This window comes from Sphingobium tyrosinilyticum (genome assembly GCF_042654265.1).
Lineage (GTDB): Bacteria > Pseudomonadota > Alphaproteobacteria > Sphingomonadales > Sphingomonadaceae > Sphingobium > Sphingobium tyrosinilyticum.
In genome coordinates this window covers 1-17295 of sequence record NZ_JBHSFZ010000062.1, presented here as the reverse complement: position 1 = coordinate 17295, position 17295 = coordinate 1, and the positions used below count along the sequence as shown (strand labels likewise).

The 17295-nt window shown below is 62.3% G+C and carries 9 protein-coding genes and 1 pseudogene; 5 read left to right on the top strand and 5 right to left on the bottom strand.

Features of this window, described 5'->3' with window-relative positions:
* Positions 1–56: 56 nt before the first annotated feature.
* Positions 57–2411 carry an arylsulfatase gene (locus ACFO3E_RS17200; protein WP_380806677.1) on the bottom strand — a complete coding sequence of 785 codons (2355 nt, stop codon included), beginning with the start codon at positions 2409–2411 and terminating at the stop codon, positions 57–59.
* A gap of 90 nt (positions 2412–2501) precedes the next feature.
* Between ACFO3E_RS17200 and ACFO3E_RS17195 the strand changes: the two genes are divergently transcribed.
* Both ACFO3E_RS17195 and ACFO3E_RS17190 read left to right on the top strand, forming a co-directional pair.
* A complete protein-coding gene (locus tag ACFO3E_RS17195) occupies positions 2502–4271 on the top strand; it encodes an alkyl sulfatase dimerization domain-containing protein (protein ID WP_380806674.1) in 1770 nt (589 codons plus the stop codon).
* 87 nt (positions 4272–4358) lie between these two features.
* Positions 4359–5807, top strand: a complete 1449-nt coding sequence (locus ACFO3E_RS17190; protein ID WP_380806672.1) for a TonB-dependent receptor — start codon at positions 4359–4361, stop codon at positions 5805–5807.
* Positions 5808–6395: 588 nt separating this feature from the next.
* Here the strand turns inward: ACFO3E_RS17190 and ACFO3E_RS17185 are convergent.
* Both ACFO3E_RS17185 and ACFO3E_RS17180 read right to left on the bottom strand, forming a co-directional pair.
* Positions 6396–9791, bottom strand: a complete 3396-nt coding sequence (locus ACFO3E_RS17185) for an acyl-[ACP]--phospholipid O-acyltransferase (RefSeq protein ID WP_380806669.1) — start codon at positions 9789–9791, stop codon at positions 6396–6398.
* Positions 9792–9815: 24 nt separating this feature from the next.
* A complete protein-coding gene (locus ACFO3E_RS17180) occupies positions 9816–12776 on the bottom strand; it encodes a DUF2339 domain-containing protein (protein WP_380806667.1) in 2961 nt (986 codons plus the stop codon).
* A 109-nt stretch (positions 12777–12885) separates the two neighbouring features.
* Here ACFO3E_RS17180 and ACFO3E_RS17175 point away from each other — a divergent pair, with 109 nt between their 5' ends.
* Together ACFO3E_RS17175 and ACFO3E_RS17170 are read left to right on the top strand one after the other, a co-directional pair.
* Positions 12886–13485, top strand: a complete 600-nt coding sequence (locus tag ACFO3E_RS17175) for a TetR/AcrR family transcriptional regulator (protein WP_380806665.1) — start codon at positions 12886–12888, stop codon at positions 13483–13485.
* 203 nt (positions 13486–13688) lie between these two features.
* Positions 13689–14906: a site-specific integrase gene (locus ACFO3E_RS17170; protein WP_380806663.1), complete on the top strand. Its 1218-nt coding sequence runs from the start codon at positions 13689–13691 to the stop codon at positions 14904–14906.
* A 4-nt stretch (positions 14907–14910) separates the two neighbouring features.
* Here ACFO3E_RS17170 and ACFO3E_RS17165 read toward each other — a convergent pair whose 3' ends face one another.
* Positions 14911–15186: a hypothetical protein gene (locus ACFO3E_RS17165; RefSeq protein WP_380806661.1), complete on the bottom strand. Its 276-nt coding sequence runs from the start codon at positions 15184–15186 to the stop codon at positions 14911–14913.
* Positions 15187–15452: 266 nt separating this feature from the next.
* On the bottom strand, positions 15453–16823 hold the full coding sequence (locus ACFO3E_RS17160; RefSeq protein ID WP_380806659.1) for an IS1380 family transposase: 1371 nt from the start codon (positions 16821–16823) through the stop codon (positions 15453–15455).
* A gap of 186 nt (positions 16824–17009) precedes the next feature.
* Between ACFO3E_RS17160 and ACFO3E_RS17155 the strand changes: the two are divergent.
* Positions 17010–17197: pseudogene (locus tag ACFO3E_RS17155) on the top strand (IS3 family transposase); the annotation flags it as partial.
* Positions 17198–17295 lie beyond the last annotated feature (98 nt).

Sequence of the window (17295 nt, the reverse complement as noted above, 5' to 3'; positions counted from 1 at the left end):
GAAAAGCACCTCCCAATGCCTGCGGCCCGCGACCGCAAACATCGGGACCCGGCTTCTCAGGGCGCTTTGCCAGCAGCGCCAGGCTTGCCGACCGATATATCGACCTTTCCGATCCGGCCAGGGAAATGGCCTTCATCCCCATAATCGGAAGTGACCGGCGTGTCGGCATCAAAACCGATGTCCAACGTGTCACTCATCTCCGGCAGCTTAGAGATGGTCCGCCTAATGCGGCCCTGCGCAATCTTGTCGCCATTGACAGAGATGATCATTTCGCCTCCGGCGTTCACGCCTCCGTCATAGTGGAAGTCAAAGACCATGCGACTGCGTCCCGATGCGATCGGTTGCGTCGCCGCGACCTGCGACTCGTCGCCAGTGAGTTGCGATGCCGCCATCAGGGCGACGGGCCGGCCCTCTTTCAGATAGAAGCTCCAACCGCCAAACTTGCTCCCCAGCGCAACCAGGACGCCAGTCGCGGGCTCCTTCGCCACCTCGATATCGGCAGTGATACGGAAACTGCGCGCCAGCAGCGGAGCGGCATTGACCGATGGGATGCTGATGCCCGCTCCCCAATAGCTGTAGGTCGAGCGATGCGGCCGCTGGCTTTCGGCCGCCTGGAACCTGGCAAGCGTCATCCGGTCGTCAAGTGGGAAAACCTGGTTTCGCTCCGCCTCTTTCCGGAAGAGTGCCTGCATCTCCTTCAACTTCGCGCCCTGCGTGGCCGCCAGATCGTGCGCTTGGGAAAAGTCCTTGCGCAGGTCGTATAGCTCCCACTTATACTGGTTCGGCAGAACCGACCCGTCGCCGCGTTTCCATGGCAGGTTCACCGGCGTGGTGCTGGCCAGCCAGCCCTGATGATAGATGGCGTGGTTGCCCATCATCTCGAAATATTGGGTGTCATGCCGCTCGGGCGCCTTGGGCGCGGCGAAGCTGTAGGCGAAACTGACGCCGTCGATCCGCTGTTGTGCGACGCCATTGACACTGTCGGGAGCCTTAAGGCCAGTCGCTTCCAAAATCGTCGGCATCACGTCGATGACATGGGTGAATTGGGAACGGACGCCGCGTGCCTTGATCTGGTCGGGCCAGGACACGACCAGTCCATTGCGCGTACCGCCGAGGTGGGAGGCATATTGCTTGAACCAGCGGAACGGTGCGTTCGTGGCCCAGGCCCAGCCATAGCCCCAATTGCCGACCGCATCAGGGCCGCCGATCTTGTCCAGATTGGCGAGCAGCGCCTTGTCATCCTCCTGCATGGCATTGGCAAAGGCGGACATCGGGTTGGAACTGCCATTGTCGCCCCCTTCGGCGGCAGCGCCATTATCGCCTTCGATGAACATGACGAGCGTGTTGCCGCTCTCACCCATCCGATCGAGTTCATCGAGGACCCGGCCGATCTGCGCGTCCTGATAGGCGAGCATCGCTGCATAGACTTCCATGAAGCGCGCATTGATCCGGCGCTGGTCCAGCGTGAGTGCGCCCCACGCCGCCAAGCCCTCCGGCCGCTGCGTGTCCTTGGTGCCGGAGGGAATGATGCCGAGCCGTTTCTGGCGGCTTACGGTCTGTGTACGCACCGCGTCCCATCCCTTGTCGAAATGGCCCTTGAACTTGGCGATCCAATCCGCCGGCGCCTGTAACGGCGCATGCGCTGAGCCGGTGGCATAATAAAGGAAGAAAGGCTTGTCGGGCGCGGCTGCTTTCTGGTTGTGGATCCATTGAATGGCCTCATCGGCAAGCGCCTTGTCGAGCACTCCTTCCTTCAGCGTATCGATGGGGGTGGTGCCGCGATAAAGAGCCGGCGAGAATTGATTGGTCTCCGCTGACATGAAACCATAGAAATGTTCAAAGCCTAGTCCGGTCGGCCACATGTCGAAGGGTCCGGCGGGCGAGACGTCGGCTTCGGGCGCATTATGATGCTTGCCGACCATCGCGGTATTGTAGCCATTTTGGCGCAGCACTTCCGCCATCGTCGCGGCGGTTTTCGGCAATATATTGGAATAGCCGGGGAAGCCCGTCGATAAATTGGCGACGATGCCGTTGCCCACAGCATGATGATTTCGCCCGGTCAGCAGCGCGGCGCGCGTGGGCGAACACATGGCGGTGGTGTGGAAGCGGTTATAGACAAGGCCGCGCGCCGCCAGCCGATCAAGATTGGGCGTCGGGATCGGCCCTCCGAAAGTAGAAGCCGCGCCGAACCCAACATCGTCCGTCAGGATCAGCAGCACATTGGGCGCGCCCGCAGGCGCCGTGACGGGCTTGGGAAAGGCGGCGGTCGAATCGGCATAGGTCTGCCCGATTGCTCCCCCGAAGGGTTCGGGCGCTCGCGGCAGCACGGTCTGCGCCGCTAGCGGCGCAGCGCTCCCGAGCATAAGTGCGAGAAACCCAGCTAGATAATAGGGGGCAGACCCTTTTCGCATCACTCTTCCACTCCGTGTCCTTTAGCATCTTGTACGGAAGAGTTTCGTACACTACAAGCGCCGGCAACGAACAAAATCATGTAGGAGAGAATGGTGCGCTATCTGACCGCACTTCTGCTGATGGGCGCGTCCGCCCCGGCTTTGGCTCATGCTCCCGACCTAAATGTGCCTTTTGCGGCGCCCTCCAATTACACGGCGCACGCTCAGCTCTTTCAGGAACGCGTCACTCATGTGGGGAAGACGCCGGTTTGGCAGATCGAATTTCAGGGCATGAACATCGTCGTTGTCGAAGGCAGCGACGGCTTGATCGTCCTTGATACCGGCATGAACCGCGATGTCGCGACGGCAGCCCTGGCGAAGATAAGAGCGCAGATCTCGACCAAGCCAATTAAGGCCATTATTTATACCCACCATCATCCGGATCATGTGAATGGCGCGGCCGTGTTCGTCCCGCCAGCCGATGTCGCCAATGGCAAGGTCCCGATCTTCGCCGCAGCCAATTTCCTGAAGGAGCTTTCGGATGAAGGCATTGCGACGCTGCCCATCGTGGCGACCCGCGCCGCCTATATGTACGGCTTCAGCTTGGCTGGAAAAGAAGCCGAAGATTTCCATGTCGGCTGCTGCGGCGGGCTGAACAAACCGGGAAAGAATGAATCCGCTTATATTCCGCCCACCCAATTCGTGGATGTGGATGGCGCGCGGGATATCGAAATCGCTGGGGTGAAGCTGCACCTGTTTCACACCGGCGGCGAAGCGGCCTCGCACATCGCGGCATGGCTTCCCGACCATCAGGTGCTGATCTCAGGCGACGAGGTGCAGGGCCCGACTTTCCCCAATCTCCACTCGATGGGCGGCACCAAAATGCGCGATGCCAATCGCTGGATCGAGGCACTGCGCCGGATGGAGCGCTATAACGCTGCCTGGATGGTGCCGATGCACGGCCCTGTCGTTGAGGGAGCGGCGCAGATCAAGGCTCTGCTGACGCGCTATGAGGACGTAATCCAATATACGCATGACCAGACGATCCGGCTGATCAACAAGGGCATTACGCAAAATGAACTGCCTGATGCGTTGGGACCGCTGCCCGAATGGCTGCGTTCAGAGCCCTATACGACTGAATATTATGGCGCCGCAGCAGATGCCGCGCGCAGCTATTATGTCGGTTATATCAGCTGGTTCTCCGGCGATGCGACCGACCTAGCGCCCACGCCGCGTGTTGAGCGCGCCCGCCGCGAAGTAGCGCTGATGGGCGGTCGTGCGCCTGTGCTCGCCGCGGCGGAGCGCGCGTTCACACAGGGCGACGCGCAATGGGCGGCGGAACTTGCCACGCTGCTGATCGCGATCGCCCATCAGGATATGGAGGCGCGCCGCCTGAAGGCGGCCGCTTTCCGGAAGCTGGGCTATGCCACCTATAACAGCAATCGCCGCGGCTTCTACCTCATGGGTGCGCTTGAACTGGAAGGAAAGCTCCAGCAGGCGGGCCTGACCGCGCGTTACATGAACCCCGATAATATCCGGAAAATGCCAGTCGCCCTGATGCTTGAGCAGATCCGTTACAAGGTCGATCCCAAGCGGGCGGGTGCTGCTGACCGGGCCGTCACGCTGGTCGTCGATGGTGAAGGCGAGCCATGGCTGCTCGAACTGCGAAACAGCACCTTGAAATTCCACCGGGGCCAAGCTGGGGTAGCGCCTATCGTGAAACTGGGCCGCAGCGCCTTGGGTGATCTCGTTTCCGGCAGCCAATCGGTCGAAGCGCTGGTGAAAGCGGGCGCACTCTCCGGCGAAGGCTCGCGAGTGCTGCATCAGATTTTCAACGCGCTCGATCTGACGGGCACTCCGATCAACCTCGTCATACGCTGAATAGTACGAAACATCATCGTCGATAATTCCGGCACGGGCGTCGCGCGCTGGGGCGATCAGCGGCGCGATGCCTATCGCGCGGCAATATTGTGGCAGCCGACAGATGCGCTGCAGTTGCGCTACACCTATGATCGTTCCGACATCAACGACACGCCTGTCTTCATGGTCGCGGCGCCTTTCTACCCGCGCATGGCGGATCGGCCGACGGCAGGCTCTCCCTTGGTGCGCAACCTCATGCCGAACGACGCGACCTCGCAAGGTCATAATCTTACGATCAGCTGGGAAGTGGCTGACGACGTGACGTTGAAGTCGCTCACCGGCTACCGGAAATTGTCCAGCATCACCAATCAAAATTATCTGACCGGCGTGGTAGGGCCGTTCCCTTTGATCCTAACCGGCTTCGACCAAAAGCAGGACCAGTGGAGCGAAGAAGTGCAGCTCGTCGGTTCCGCTCTTGACCGTCGGCTCGACTATGTACTTGGTGCTTATTATTTCGACGAAAATGGAGAAAGCGCTGATTATTCGGCGATCACCGGCCGTCCTCGCATGGATCGTGTCGCTACGATCCACAACCGCGCCTATGCGCTCTATGGCCAAGCAACCTTTCGTCCGGCTTTTGCGGAGGGGCTTTACCTGACTGGAGGCCTACGCTGGTCTCGTGACGAGCGCGAGGCAACGCTCGACCAAAGCATCGTGCCGGCAACCGGTTCTCCAACCGTTCTACCTCACGGCATGGGAAACAATCACTTCTCGAACCTTAGCCCCAGTTTCGTGATAGGCTACAGCGCCAATGCCCAGATCAACATCTACGCGAAATATGCGCGGGGCTATAAGACCGGTGGCTATAATATCCGGGCCAGTAGCGTCGCGCGCTTCAATGACGGCTTTGGACCCGAAACCCTGGCTTCATTCGAACTGGGTATAAAGTCGAGCTGGCTCGACAATCATTTGCAAACCAATCTCGCCTTGTTCCGGTCAAACTACAGGGATATTCAAACCAACATCCAATCCGATCCGTCGAACGTAGCGATCACCGATGTGTTCAACGCGGGGAAGGCTCGAATCCAAGGCTTTGAACTGGATGTGATCGCCAAGCCGATCGATGCCCTGACGCTATCGGTCAACTATGCGTATCTCGACGCTCAGTTCCAGGAGATCCTTGATCAGTCAGGCAACGACATCACATTCCGCTATACCTTTGTAGAAGCGCCGAAGCATACACTGACGACGTCTCTTGAATATCGTTTTCCGGAAACAACAATCGGCGTCCTCACAGCAAATATCGACTATTTTATAAAGAGCAAAGCTTCGACTTCCACGGCCGATCCACGCTATGTGATTGGAGACTATGGCCTGCTGAACGCCCGTCTCACGCTCTCAGATATTCCGGTGGGCTTTGGCAACTGGCGCCTTTCGGCCTTTGGCAAAAATCTGACCGACAAGGAATATTATATCGCCCACTTCAATGGCGGCTTGCCAAGTGCGATCTTTGGTGACCCGCGCACCTATGGACTCGAATTATCCTTCGAATATTGAGGGATATTAAGTTGCTGAGGCCATTGAATAGCCTCAGCAACCCCTGAATTTTGACGCCGCATCTGCTTTGACGCAGGCTCTATCGCGGCTTAGGATGTTGGGAAGCCGGAACGCGCAACTCGCTGACGATCCGGTTTTCTCGCGATGTGAACACTGCCACATAGGGTTTCGTGCTGTTGTCGCCCGGCGCTGGGTTGCTGCACGATCTCACCCGCAGCACACTCCGGTAATTGCAGCCACTGTCGGATTGACCGGGGCGGTCGCGCAAACGCCATCGCGCATATAGCCAGAGTAAATAATCTGCCGTTCATTAATAGTTTCGTGTCGATAATCCGAAACACGACACTGCTCTGTTGCAAATGAAGTAGATTAAATTCTCACCGATCATATATAGACCGGTCATGGCATTCTTGCAAGCTGTCATCACCCGCATTGAGGATGCAGATATTGGGCACGGCATCTTTCTGGACCTGCACCGGACCTGACGCCATCGCCGGAACCTTTGCAGACGATTAGTTTGAAAATTCTATTCCAGATTTTGCCGTTCGTTCACTATCGCGGTACATGGCCGCAATACGCAGATTGTAGTTATGCCATCGCGAACTGCGTGATGAGCGCATAGTCGATCTTCCCCGTTCCCAGCAGTGGCAACGCGTCCAGTATTCGGATCTCGCGTGGCAGGGCCAACTCCGTTACGCCATTGATCTTTCCCCACGCCACCAGCGCCGCCGCCTTGGCATCCTTTGCAGTCGTGAACAGCACCAACTGCTCGCCCTTGCGCGCATCGGGCCGCGTCACTACCGCATGCTCCGCCTCCGGCCACAGCGCCGAGGCATAGCCCTCTACGGCGGGCAGCGAAACCATCTCGCCCCCGATCTTGGCAAATCGCTTCGCCCGACCCCGGATAGTCACGAAGCCCTGATCGTCGAGAGTTACGATGTCGCCAGTGTCGTGCCAGCCCCCCTCCGGCGGTTGCAGCACGCCGGGCGCATCGGCCTTCATATAGCCTGCCATGATATTCGGCCCCCGGATCGAGAGCCGCCCACCCTCGCTGATCCCCGGCACATCGTCCAGCCGCGCCTCGATCGCCGGTAGCAGCCGTCCGACCGACCCGGCGCGGAAATGCATCGGCGTATTGACTGCGATCACCGGCCCGGCTTCCGTTGCGCCATAGCCCTCTAGGATGCGCAGCCCGAATTTCTCGGCATAGATTTTCCGCGTCTCGTCCCGCACTCGCTCGGCGCCGGCAAAGATGTAGCGTAGCGAGTAAAAGTCATAGCCATGCGCCATCCGCGCATAGCCCGAGAGGAAAGTGTCCGTCCCGAACAGGATCGTGGCATTGGCGTCATAGGCGAGCGCGGGCACGATCCGGTAATGGAGTGGGCTGGGGTAAAGCAAGGTCTTCACCCCATGGAAGATCGGCAGCAGCGTGCCCCCCGTCAGCCCGAAACTGTGGAACACCGGCAGGGCATTCAGCACCACATCGGCCGAATTGAAATCGATCCGCGCCGCAAGCTGGCGGCAGTTGGACAAGAGGTTGCGATGGGTCAGCACCACCCCCTTTGGCAGCCCTTCCGACCCGCTTGTGAAGAGAATGACCGCAGCATCTTCAGGCGAAACTTTCAGCCTTTTGTGCACCCGCCCGGCAAAGCGGCTCGCGACGAGGCCGCGCAGCTTCGCCCCGGCGCCAATCCCCGCCGCCACATCCTCCAGCCAGAGGAAGCCAATCCCCTCGGCCTCGAGTCCCGCCACGACATCGCTCAGCTTCCCCTGATCGACGAAGGCCCGCGCGGTGATGATCGTCCTGACCTGCGCGGCGGTGCAGGCGGCCTTCAGGTTCGCTAGCCCGGCAGTGAAGTTCAACATGGCAGGCACGCGCCCACCCGCCTGCAATGCGAAGAAGGCCACAGCCACTCCCGCCACATTTGGCATCAGCACGCCGACCACCTCGCGCGGCTTGGTCGAACGGTTGAGGGCTCGGCCCAACACCAGCGCGCCCGTCACCAACCGCCCGTAACTTAAGGGCTCGCGCTTCACATCCTCAACGACGGCCGAGCCTCGCCCATGGATATGCTGCGCCTCCAGCAGCGCCTCGAACAAGGTGCGATCCGTGTCCGAGGTAGCGAACATCATCTGGCTCATTTGGTCATAGAGCCGCCGCCCGGCAATCGCGCGCCGCGCCCGCGCCGTCATCTCACCTTCTATGGTGAAGCGGCGCGGCGGCAGCACGGTGAGCGTGATCTTGGGAAAACGCCGCAGCCTGACCTTGCCCTTCAGCCGCGAAAAGGGTGTGAACTGCGCCCCGTCGATCCGCACCGGGATGATCGGCGCATCGGCCTTGTCCGCGACCATGCCGGGGCCGTCGAACACTTTCATCAGCGCGCCCGTGACGGTGATCCGCCCTTCCGGGAAGATCACCAGGGTCCGCCCCTCGCGCACTGCCTTCACCATCGCCTTGGCCGACAGCGGGTTGGTGGGATCGACCGGAAAGGCATCGAACAGCGGCAGGAAGGGCTTTATCCACCAGGCCCGGGCGATGCGCGTATGGACGGCGAAGGTCGGCTTGCCCGGCAGGAAAGCGGCCAGCAGCAGCCCGTCGAGGAAGGAGACATGGTTCACGACCACCACGGCCGGTCCGCCAGCGGCGGGCATATTCTCGGACCCCAGCACCTCGACCCGATAACAGAGCCGCAGCAGGCCGCGCACGATAGCCTTGATCACCGTCTCGGGCAGCAGCCAGCAGGAAATCAGCGCCACCACCAAAGTCGCAAAGCCCATCACTCCGATCACGCCCGGCACGTTTTCGCCCCGCGCCAGCATCGCAGTGACGACGCTCACGACCGCCACGGTGGTCGCCGCATTGACAATATTGTTGGCTGCAATGGTCCGGGACCGCTCCTCACGCGGGCTATGCGTCTGGAGAATGGCATAAAGGGGCACGATGAACATGCCGCCGGCAAAGGCGATGCCAACCAGATCGAGCATGATCCGCACGCTCCCCGGCGAGCCGACGAACTCCGCAATCCCTGAACCCCGATGCACCGGCACATAGCCACTGGTCGACAGCCATAAATCGATCATGCACCCGGCCAGAACCAGCGCCGACACTGGCACGAAGCGCGCGGACACCTGCCCGCCCAGCAGCCGGTTTACCAGCATCGACCCTAGCGCCACGCTGACAGAGAAAATCAGCAGGAATAAGGTCGCAACCTCCTGCTTGGCCTTCAACACCCCGCTCACCAGCGGCGCGAATTCGGCCAGCAGCACTGCGCCCACGGCGAAGAACCAGCTGATGCCGAGGATCGACAGCCACACGCCTCGTCCATGCCGCGCGGCCTTCAGGATATGCCAGGTGCTTTTGAAGACATTGCGCTCGATCCGCAGGCCCGGCACCACGGTCGGCGCGGACGGCACGGTGAGGCTGACGAAAAAGCCGAAGGTTGCGATGCCCACCGCCACCAGGCCGGCTTCCCACGGCGGAATGACACCCGCCAGCAACTGTCCGCTCAAGATCGCGAGGAAGGTGCCCGCCTCGATCAGCCCGGTTCCGCCCATAATCTCATGCGGCGCAAGATGCTGCGGCAGGATTGAGAATTTGACCGGCCCGAAGATAGTCGAATGCAGCCCCATCAGGAACAGGCAGGACAGCAGCAGCGGCACGGACTGCAACCAAAATCCGGTGACGGCAAGGCTCATGATGACGACCTCCGCCGCCTTGACCGCGCGCACCAGCTTCGCCTTATCCCACGCATCGGCGAGCTGCCCGGCCAGCGCGGAAAAGAGGAAATAGGGTAGGATGAACAGGCCCGTGGCGATGGTCGCCAGCATCTCCGCTTTGTCCGGTTCGGCGCGATAGAGGCCGAAATTGGCGAGGAACAGCAGCGCGAACTTCAACAGATTGTCGTTGAACGCACCTAGAAACTGCACCACGAATAGCGGCGCGAAACGGCGTTTACCCAGCAAAGACAGATCAGGTGCGGACATCTTCTTACCCCCGTCCTTCACGCATTATGCGGCAATTCTGGTTGAGTCATTAAGCGGCTCGCGCAGTACGCGATTATAGAGCCAGCCGATACCGATCAGGCTGAAGCCCAGCGCCAGGAACGACCCGACCCGGAGCAGCCCGGAAAGCCCCGACGCGTCCAGCAGGAACACTTTGGCTACCGCCACCAGCATCAGCAGCAGGGATGCCATACGCCAATCCTTCGCCCGCCGATGGATACCCCAGAGGAGGAACCCGATCGCCATCCCGAGAGCCAAGACGGAACGCAATATGTCTTCTGCCTGGCTGAGGCCGGGCACCGTCAACATCGACCCCACGAACATTTGCCGCAAGGTTGCCAGCGCAAATAGCGCCATCAGCACCATCCGCGCCATGTCGACAGGCCGCCGCGTCCAGCTCCATTCCGGCCCCATCTTTTCGATCAGCCAGAGCGCCCCAAAAGCCAAGGCAGAAGCGGGAAGCAACAGATTCATCACAGGCCAGGCGCCCACCGTCTGGGGGAACCACAGCGGGTTATGCAGCAGCATCGTGTAGATCAGCAGATGCGCCAATCCCGCCGCAGTCAAAGGCATCGCGACCTTCCGGCCAACCCGCCAAAGCCCTAAGCCGGCGCCAATCAGCAATCCCTGCCAAACCGTCCGCTCTGCAAAAGCTAGGCGCGTCACGTCCGCCACATTCGCCAGCCCGAAAACTTGCTTATAAGCGACGTGCGCAGCGACTACGCCAAGCATCCCAGCCAGCCCCCAGCCCACGCGCCTCTCCCAGGGTCCCAAAACAGCCCCGGCGCGCCACAAGGCCACTCCGAGCAGCCCGGCCGGCACCGCCAACCGCCGCACGCTCTCGCCCAGCGCGGGCAAATCCCGCACCATAACCGGTTCGCCCAGCAGCGAGAAAAGCGCATGGACAAGCCAGATGGCGAGCGGCCACAGTGCCCAGAGCCCTACAAGCGCCGCCGCCACTCCGAGCCCGGCCAACATCCGCCCAGCTTGCAACCGCCGCGCGCCCTCCGCCACCAAAGCGAGCAGCAGAGCGGCTCCCACCGGCACCCAGATCGATGGCACGACCTGCGTCATTGCCCCATAAGCCAGCAGCACCGCCACGCCCTGCGCCACCATACGCCCTTCCGCAAATGTCGCCCGCCAAGCGAACAGTCCCGCCGTCGCCGCAACCGCGATCCAGCGCAGCGGCATGCCCGCCGCCCCCTCGCCCCACAGCCGCACGACATCATCCGACCCCGCCACAGCCACCAGCGCGGCGAAAGCAAAGCCCCAGCCGCTATATTCCACCCGCCGGTCCCCGGCTTTCTCCCCCAGCGTCAGCAAGCCAGCCGCCACGGCCGCGATGACCGCCGCGAAAGCCCAGCCCGGCAGCCCCAACGCCCCGGCCACGACCAGCAGCAGCCCCGCCGCCGTCGCCAGCGTCACAAAGCGCGCATCGTCTCGCGGCCTTCGCCATCCCGACACCAGAGCCCCCGCGGGCAAAACCGCCGCTCCCAGCGCCAACCCGGCAAAAGTCTGATCCAGCCCCGCACGGTAAAAATGCAGGAAGGCTACCGCAAAGCCAGCGAGTGCCAGCCCTGCGACCTGACCCGCCTCGATCAGCCCGCCGCCCGCGCACAACAGCCGCCAGAGCGCCGCACCACCATAAATCGCGCCGCCGCCAGCTAAGACCAGCGCGAACCGCCCTATCTGCGGATCAGGCCAAACCCCTGCCAGCATCAGCGCGACGCCCATCCCGACCGCCGCTAGCGGCCGCAAGCTCGCCTCACGTCCCAGCCAGACCAGCGCGATGGAGAGCAGCCCGAATAGGCCCCAATGCAGCAACGCAAAGCCGCCGGTCGCCACCAGTGCCGCCATCTGCGCCGCGGCAACCACAGCCGCGCCGATGCGCAAAACCGTAGCCCGCGCGCCTCTAAAGGCGAAGAAGGGCAGGGCCACGCCCAGCGTCAGCACCAGCAACCCGACCGACAGTGAAGACGCCCAATCCAGCACCCCCATGGCGAGCAGCGCAACGCCCCAACCCGCGCCGCCGATCAGCGCGCTGACGCCCAGCCACATCCACCGCTGGGTTCGCGACAAAGCAGAGAGGCCTCCGACCGCAAGCGCCAGATAGAAGCTAAGCAGCGGCACATTGGGCTGCCCTGCCTCGACCAGCGCGGGCGCTGCGAGACCGCCGACCAACCCCAGCAACGCACTCGGCGCCCCAAAGCGCAACGACAGCCCCATGGCCAGCGCCGTTACGCCCGCCAGTCCCGCAAAAGCCGTCACCGGACCCACCAGCCCATAGAGCCCATGCGCCGCCAATATGCTGAAATAGAGCGTTGCCAGCCCAGCCCCTGCGAGCGCCTGTCGCACCCTTCCATCGCGCACCCGCTCCTCCTGCCGCAGCGCGATTTCCGCCGCACTGATCAAAGCCCCGCCGAACAGCAGCCCAAGCACGACCCGCACCAGCGGCGAGAGCAATCCTACATCGATCGAATATTTGACCAGCAGCACCCCCGCCACCGTCAGCGTCCCCCCGCCGGCCCAGATCGGCAAACGCCGCCCGAACATCTCTTCAAAGCCAAAGGACGGCCGGGCGGCTTCGATCGGGGGAGGGGAGGCGTCTTTTGCAGGTTCAACGCGCGGGGCTGCTTCCACCTGTTCGGCAGGGGGCGGGGCTTCGACACTTTCTATCCTCCGCGCTACCACCCGCGCAGGCGGCACCACTCTCTCCCCGGCATCATTTCCAAAAAAGGGGGAAGCCGAGTTGGGCGTAGGCTGATCCATCTCCGGCAGTTCACCCAAAACGGAACGCGCAGGAGACGGGTCCCCGCTCTGGCTTGCATCGCCCTGCGGCTCGCGGGGATGACGGGCAAGGATGGGATCCCCTTCCAGCGCCGCCAGCCGCGTTTCCGCCACCTTCAGCCGCTTGCGCATGTCGAGCAGCAACACTCCGAAAACCAGCAAAATGAGCGTCACAAACATGAGTCGCACCCCTGAAGCCCGACGATCTAAACCGTCGCTAACGTAAAATTAGACGCTGTTCAATAAATTTATTAGACATCGTTCAATTCCTTTATTATCTTTTTGAACGATGGGAAGACGCTCAGACCATAGCCGCGAAGAACTTGCCGAGATGATCGTTGCGCAGGGCCACCGCCACATGGCGGAGGTGGGCTTTGCTCATTTCTCCTCGCGGGAGGTGGCCAAGCGTATCGGCTATTCAGTCGGTACGCTCTATAATGTGTTCGGCAGCTACGACCGACTGATTGTTGCAATCAACACGCGCACCTTCGATCTTTGGGCCGAGTTTCTGGAGGCCCGCCTGTCTGACAACCCGGAGGACCGCATCGCCGCGCTGGTTGAAGGCTATTTCGACTTCGCCCGGGACAATCTCCACATCTGGATGGCGATTTACGATCATCGCCTGCCGCTTGGCGTCCCGATGCCGGAAGACTATGCCCGGCAGCGCGCGGGCCTCACCGAAGTCGTCGTCCGCGAAGTAACCGCTGTCCTTCCACGCAAAGCCAAGGATCTTGCGCCGCGCCTGGCGCGCTCACTAGTCGCCACGGTCCATGGCCATTGCACCTTCGCGCTCAACGGCAGCTTCATCCTTTTGGGCGAGACGGAGCCGCTCGAAATGGCCATCACCCGCGTCAAGGAATCCTTGAGGGCCGCAGGGGCAAAGCTGTAAAAGAGAACGAAGTTGTGATACAGACCTCTCAGGGCCGCAGCACCATGCCCGGCTATGAAGATTAGTTCGTACTGATGAACGAATACAGAAAGTCTTCTATGAGCGCCGGCTTTCGTCACTCGTGGTAAGTGCAGTTATCACAGAAGCCGATTTGACGGCTTTTCTGGGGCACGCTACAAGCGCCGCCGAGGAGCGCGCGCGTTATGGACAGGGACAGGCACCCGCATGAGGCCGAGCGGGACCGGTCGGTGGCCCTGGCGCCAAGCGATCTCGCCTTGGCCGTGACGCAGATGCGCGCCGGCGAGCGGATCAGCCTCGACGACAATCTTTTTGCCGCCTATCACGCCGCCAGTTCGCCGCACTCGATCCGCGCGCTGAAATCGGACCTCGAGGCGTTCGACCTCTGGTGCCGCCATACCGGCCGGATCGCGCTACCGGCTACACCGCAAGTGGTAGCCGACTATTGCAACGCGCGCGCCGGGCAGGGGGCAAAGCCGGCCTCGCTCAGCCGCTACAAGGCCTCGATCGCCAAGCTCCACCAGCTGCTCGACCTCAAGGATCCGACCCAAGCCGAACTGGTCAAGCTCACGCTGCGCGCGATCAAACGGGCGCAGGGCAGCGCGCAAGCCCAGGCGCGGCCGCTGCGCTTCAAGGGGCCGGTCCGCGACGTCGCCGCCGAGGCGCCGCGCGGGCTCAATATCCGCGCGCTGCTCGACAGCTGCGCCGACACCCTGCCCGAGCTGCGCGACAAGGCGCTGTTGTCCACCGCCTATGATAGCGGGCTGCGCGCCTCCGAGCTGGTGGCGATCCAGGTCGAGCACATTCTTGACGCGACCGACCCCGAGGCGCGGCTGCTCGGCATCCCGCGGACCAAAAGCGACCCGGAAGGCGAGGGGGCGACGGCCTTCCTCAGCCCGCGCAGCGTCCGCGCGATCGCCGCCTGGGTACAGGCGGCCGATATCCGCGAAGGCCCGCTGTTCCGGCGCGTGCAGGTGCGCCGGATCCGCGCGCGCCCAGCGGTGCCAGGGGAGCCGGTCGGCCGGATGGACGCGGACGGCAGATGGGCCTGGCGCCGGAGCGACGGCATTCCGGCACAGCCGGCGCGCATCGACTATGATGTGGGGATGGCTCCCCTGCATCCCGGCTCGATCGGGCCGCTCTGGCGCGCGATCATCCGCCGCGCGTTCGCCCGCGGCGCGCTGCCGGATCTGACGGCGGAGGACCTCGCGCACCTGCTCCAGGGGATCAGCGCCCATTCGACGCGGGTGGGATTGAACCAGGACCTGTTCGTCAGCGGCGAGGAGCTCGCCGGGATCATGGACGCGCTGCGCTGGAAAAGCCCGCGCATGCCGCTCGCCTATAATCGCAACCTCGCCGCCGAGCAGGGGGCGGCCGGGCGGCTGATGGCGAAACTGGGTTAGGGGCTCAAAAAGCTTGCCGGCCTTCGGCGATATTAAGCAGCTCGGGAAACACTAGGGTGGCTGGCGCGCGGCCGGATGCTGGCACCAGCTCGCGTAGCATACCGTGGTCGCGCAGCGCGCGAATGATCTTCCGGGCCGTGGCGGCCGGGATCTGCACAGATTCGATGAAATCCGGCGTCTTGAACAGCGGGCGCTGGAAAATCCAGTCGAGCGCGCGCACCGCATATTGGGAATGGGTGATTTCAACCACCCAATCGCGCTTCTCCTGATGCAGCGCCAAAATCGCCTGCGCCTTCTGCGTGTTGGCTTCGGCCTGGGCGATGATGCCGCGCAGGAAGAAGGCGATCCAACCGCTCCAGTCGTCATCCCGCGAGACGGCTAGCCCGTCTTATTCGTGACGATGTCCGTTCCGCCGATCGCCGGGTTCAGGAGTCATCTGCTTGGTGATCAGGACGAGTGATCGCGCTGCGTCTTTTTCACCGCGGATGTTCGAGAGGTTTGCGAGATTGAAGGACGGGGTACGATTCAGCGGCATGCCCGCATGGTCTAGGTGGGTGCGGTCCTGAGCGCGGCGGCGACGGTTCGGAACGTGTTGGCGTCGGGACAGGCGGATGCGAAGGCGACGCGGATTCGGGTTGCAGTTTCGATCACGCGGGCGGCGACCTTGAGAAGCCGCAGGCGCAGGGTGGCGAACTCGGCATTGGCAATGGCTGCTGCTTTGGGGACAGCCTGCTGGATGCGCCACATCAACCAGTAGGCAGCGGTGTGCAGAATGAGCCGCATCTGGTTGGCGTTGGCCGATCGGCACGAGGTGCGATCGCTGCTGAGCTGGCTCTTGTGCCGCTTGATCAGGTTTTCGGCCTGGCCCCGGGCGCAATAAAGGCTGTCGTAGATATGTTCGGCGGAGCCCTCTGCCAGGGAAGTGACGAAGTAACGGATATCCATGCCCAGGGTGCTGGCTTCAATCCGGGCGACGACGCGGCGCTCGCATTTCCAGCTTTTCGCCCCATAGCGGATCTCGGCATAGCTACGCAGGACCACGCGCTGTTTCTCGGCACGCTTGACCGCGCAGGCATCGGCGGCGGCGACGATCTCAGGGTTAGCGCGCAGGGCGGCATTGGTGGGAAGGCCAAAGACATAGTCGATACCGTGCGCCTCACAAAAGGCCATGACCTCTGGCCGGCCATAATGCCCATCGCCGCGGATGGTGATGTGCGTTTGGGGCCAATGCCGACGGATATGCCGAATAAGGCGACGGATGTGCTCTGCAGCCTCCGCACCCGACGGCGTCTTGCCGGTACGCAGCAGCATGGCAACGGGTCGCCCCGTTGCCGTGTCATAGACCTGGATCGGCAGGAAGCAGCGCTCGCCGTGGTGGCCGTTCCAGAACGACAGCTGCTGATAGCCGTGCACGACGTCGCAGGTATCATCGATATCCAGCGTCACTACCTTGGGCGGTTCGGGGTAGCTGGCGCAATAGATGCGAACCATCGCGACCATCATCCGCGCCAATTGGCGCGTCGTCGGCGCATTCTCCCACCTGCTCATTGTCGGTTGGCTCGCCAGACCCGCGCCTGAATCCGGCAGCTTGCCCAGCGCCAGGCGAAAGCCAGGATCGTCGCGCAGGGCATCAAGGTCGTTAGCGTCTTCGTAGCCGCAGGCGATCGCCAGGATCCGCGCCCGCAGGATATCATCAAGCTTATGGGTGACCCGCGAAGGATCGCGCGGGTCGGCAATGCAGGCCGCGAGTTGCCGGCAGACACCCATTGCACGCTCGGCCTGAGCCAGCAGCAGAACACCACCGTCCGAGGTCAATCGCCCTCCATCGAATGCCCCTGCCACTTTCTTGCGCGACACTGCTGGAAACGAAATCACCGCCGCGCTATCGTGGCTCTTGGCGGGAGTGGCCTGTGGCATTTTTTGCCTCGCTGCAGGTTGGTCTAGACATCCAATTTCCTACAGCAAGCCAAGCGCTTAGGCCACTCCCGCCAACCCTTCATGTCCAGCCTGATGAATAAGACGGGCTATGGTCATCGCTTCTCTCCTTCCAAGTTCGGTTACACAACAGTGCTCCGGGGTGGGAGAGCCGTCCATCCCATTAGCTGGCGCTGGGAATATGGCGGCTTGAAGACCGACCAGGCGCGGCGGATGAAAGATCTGGAGAAGGAGAACCAGCGGCTCCGCCGGGCGATCTCGGACCTCACCTTGGACAAGCTGATATTGCAGGAGGCGGCGCGGGGAAACTTCTGAGCCCCGCGCGGCGACGGCGCTGCATCGATCATGTGCGACGAGTGTCAACGGCACAGTAATTTTCCCCAGAACGGGCAAAGTAAAATTCCCCACTTTGCGGTTTGAGGTTCACGATGTGGGCATGGGTGCAGCTCCATCT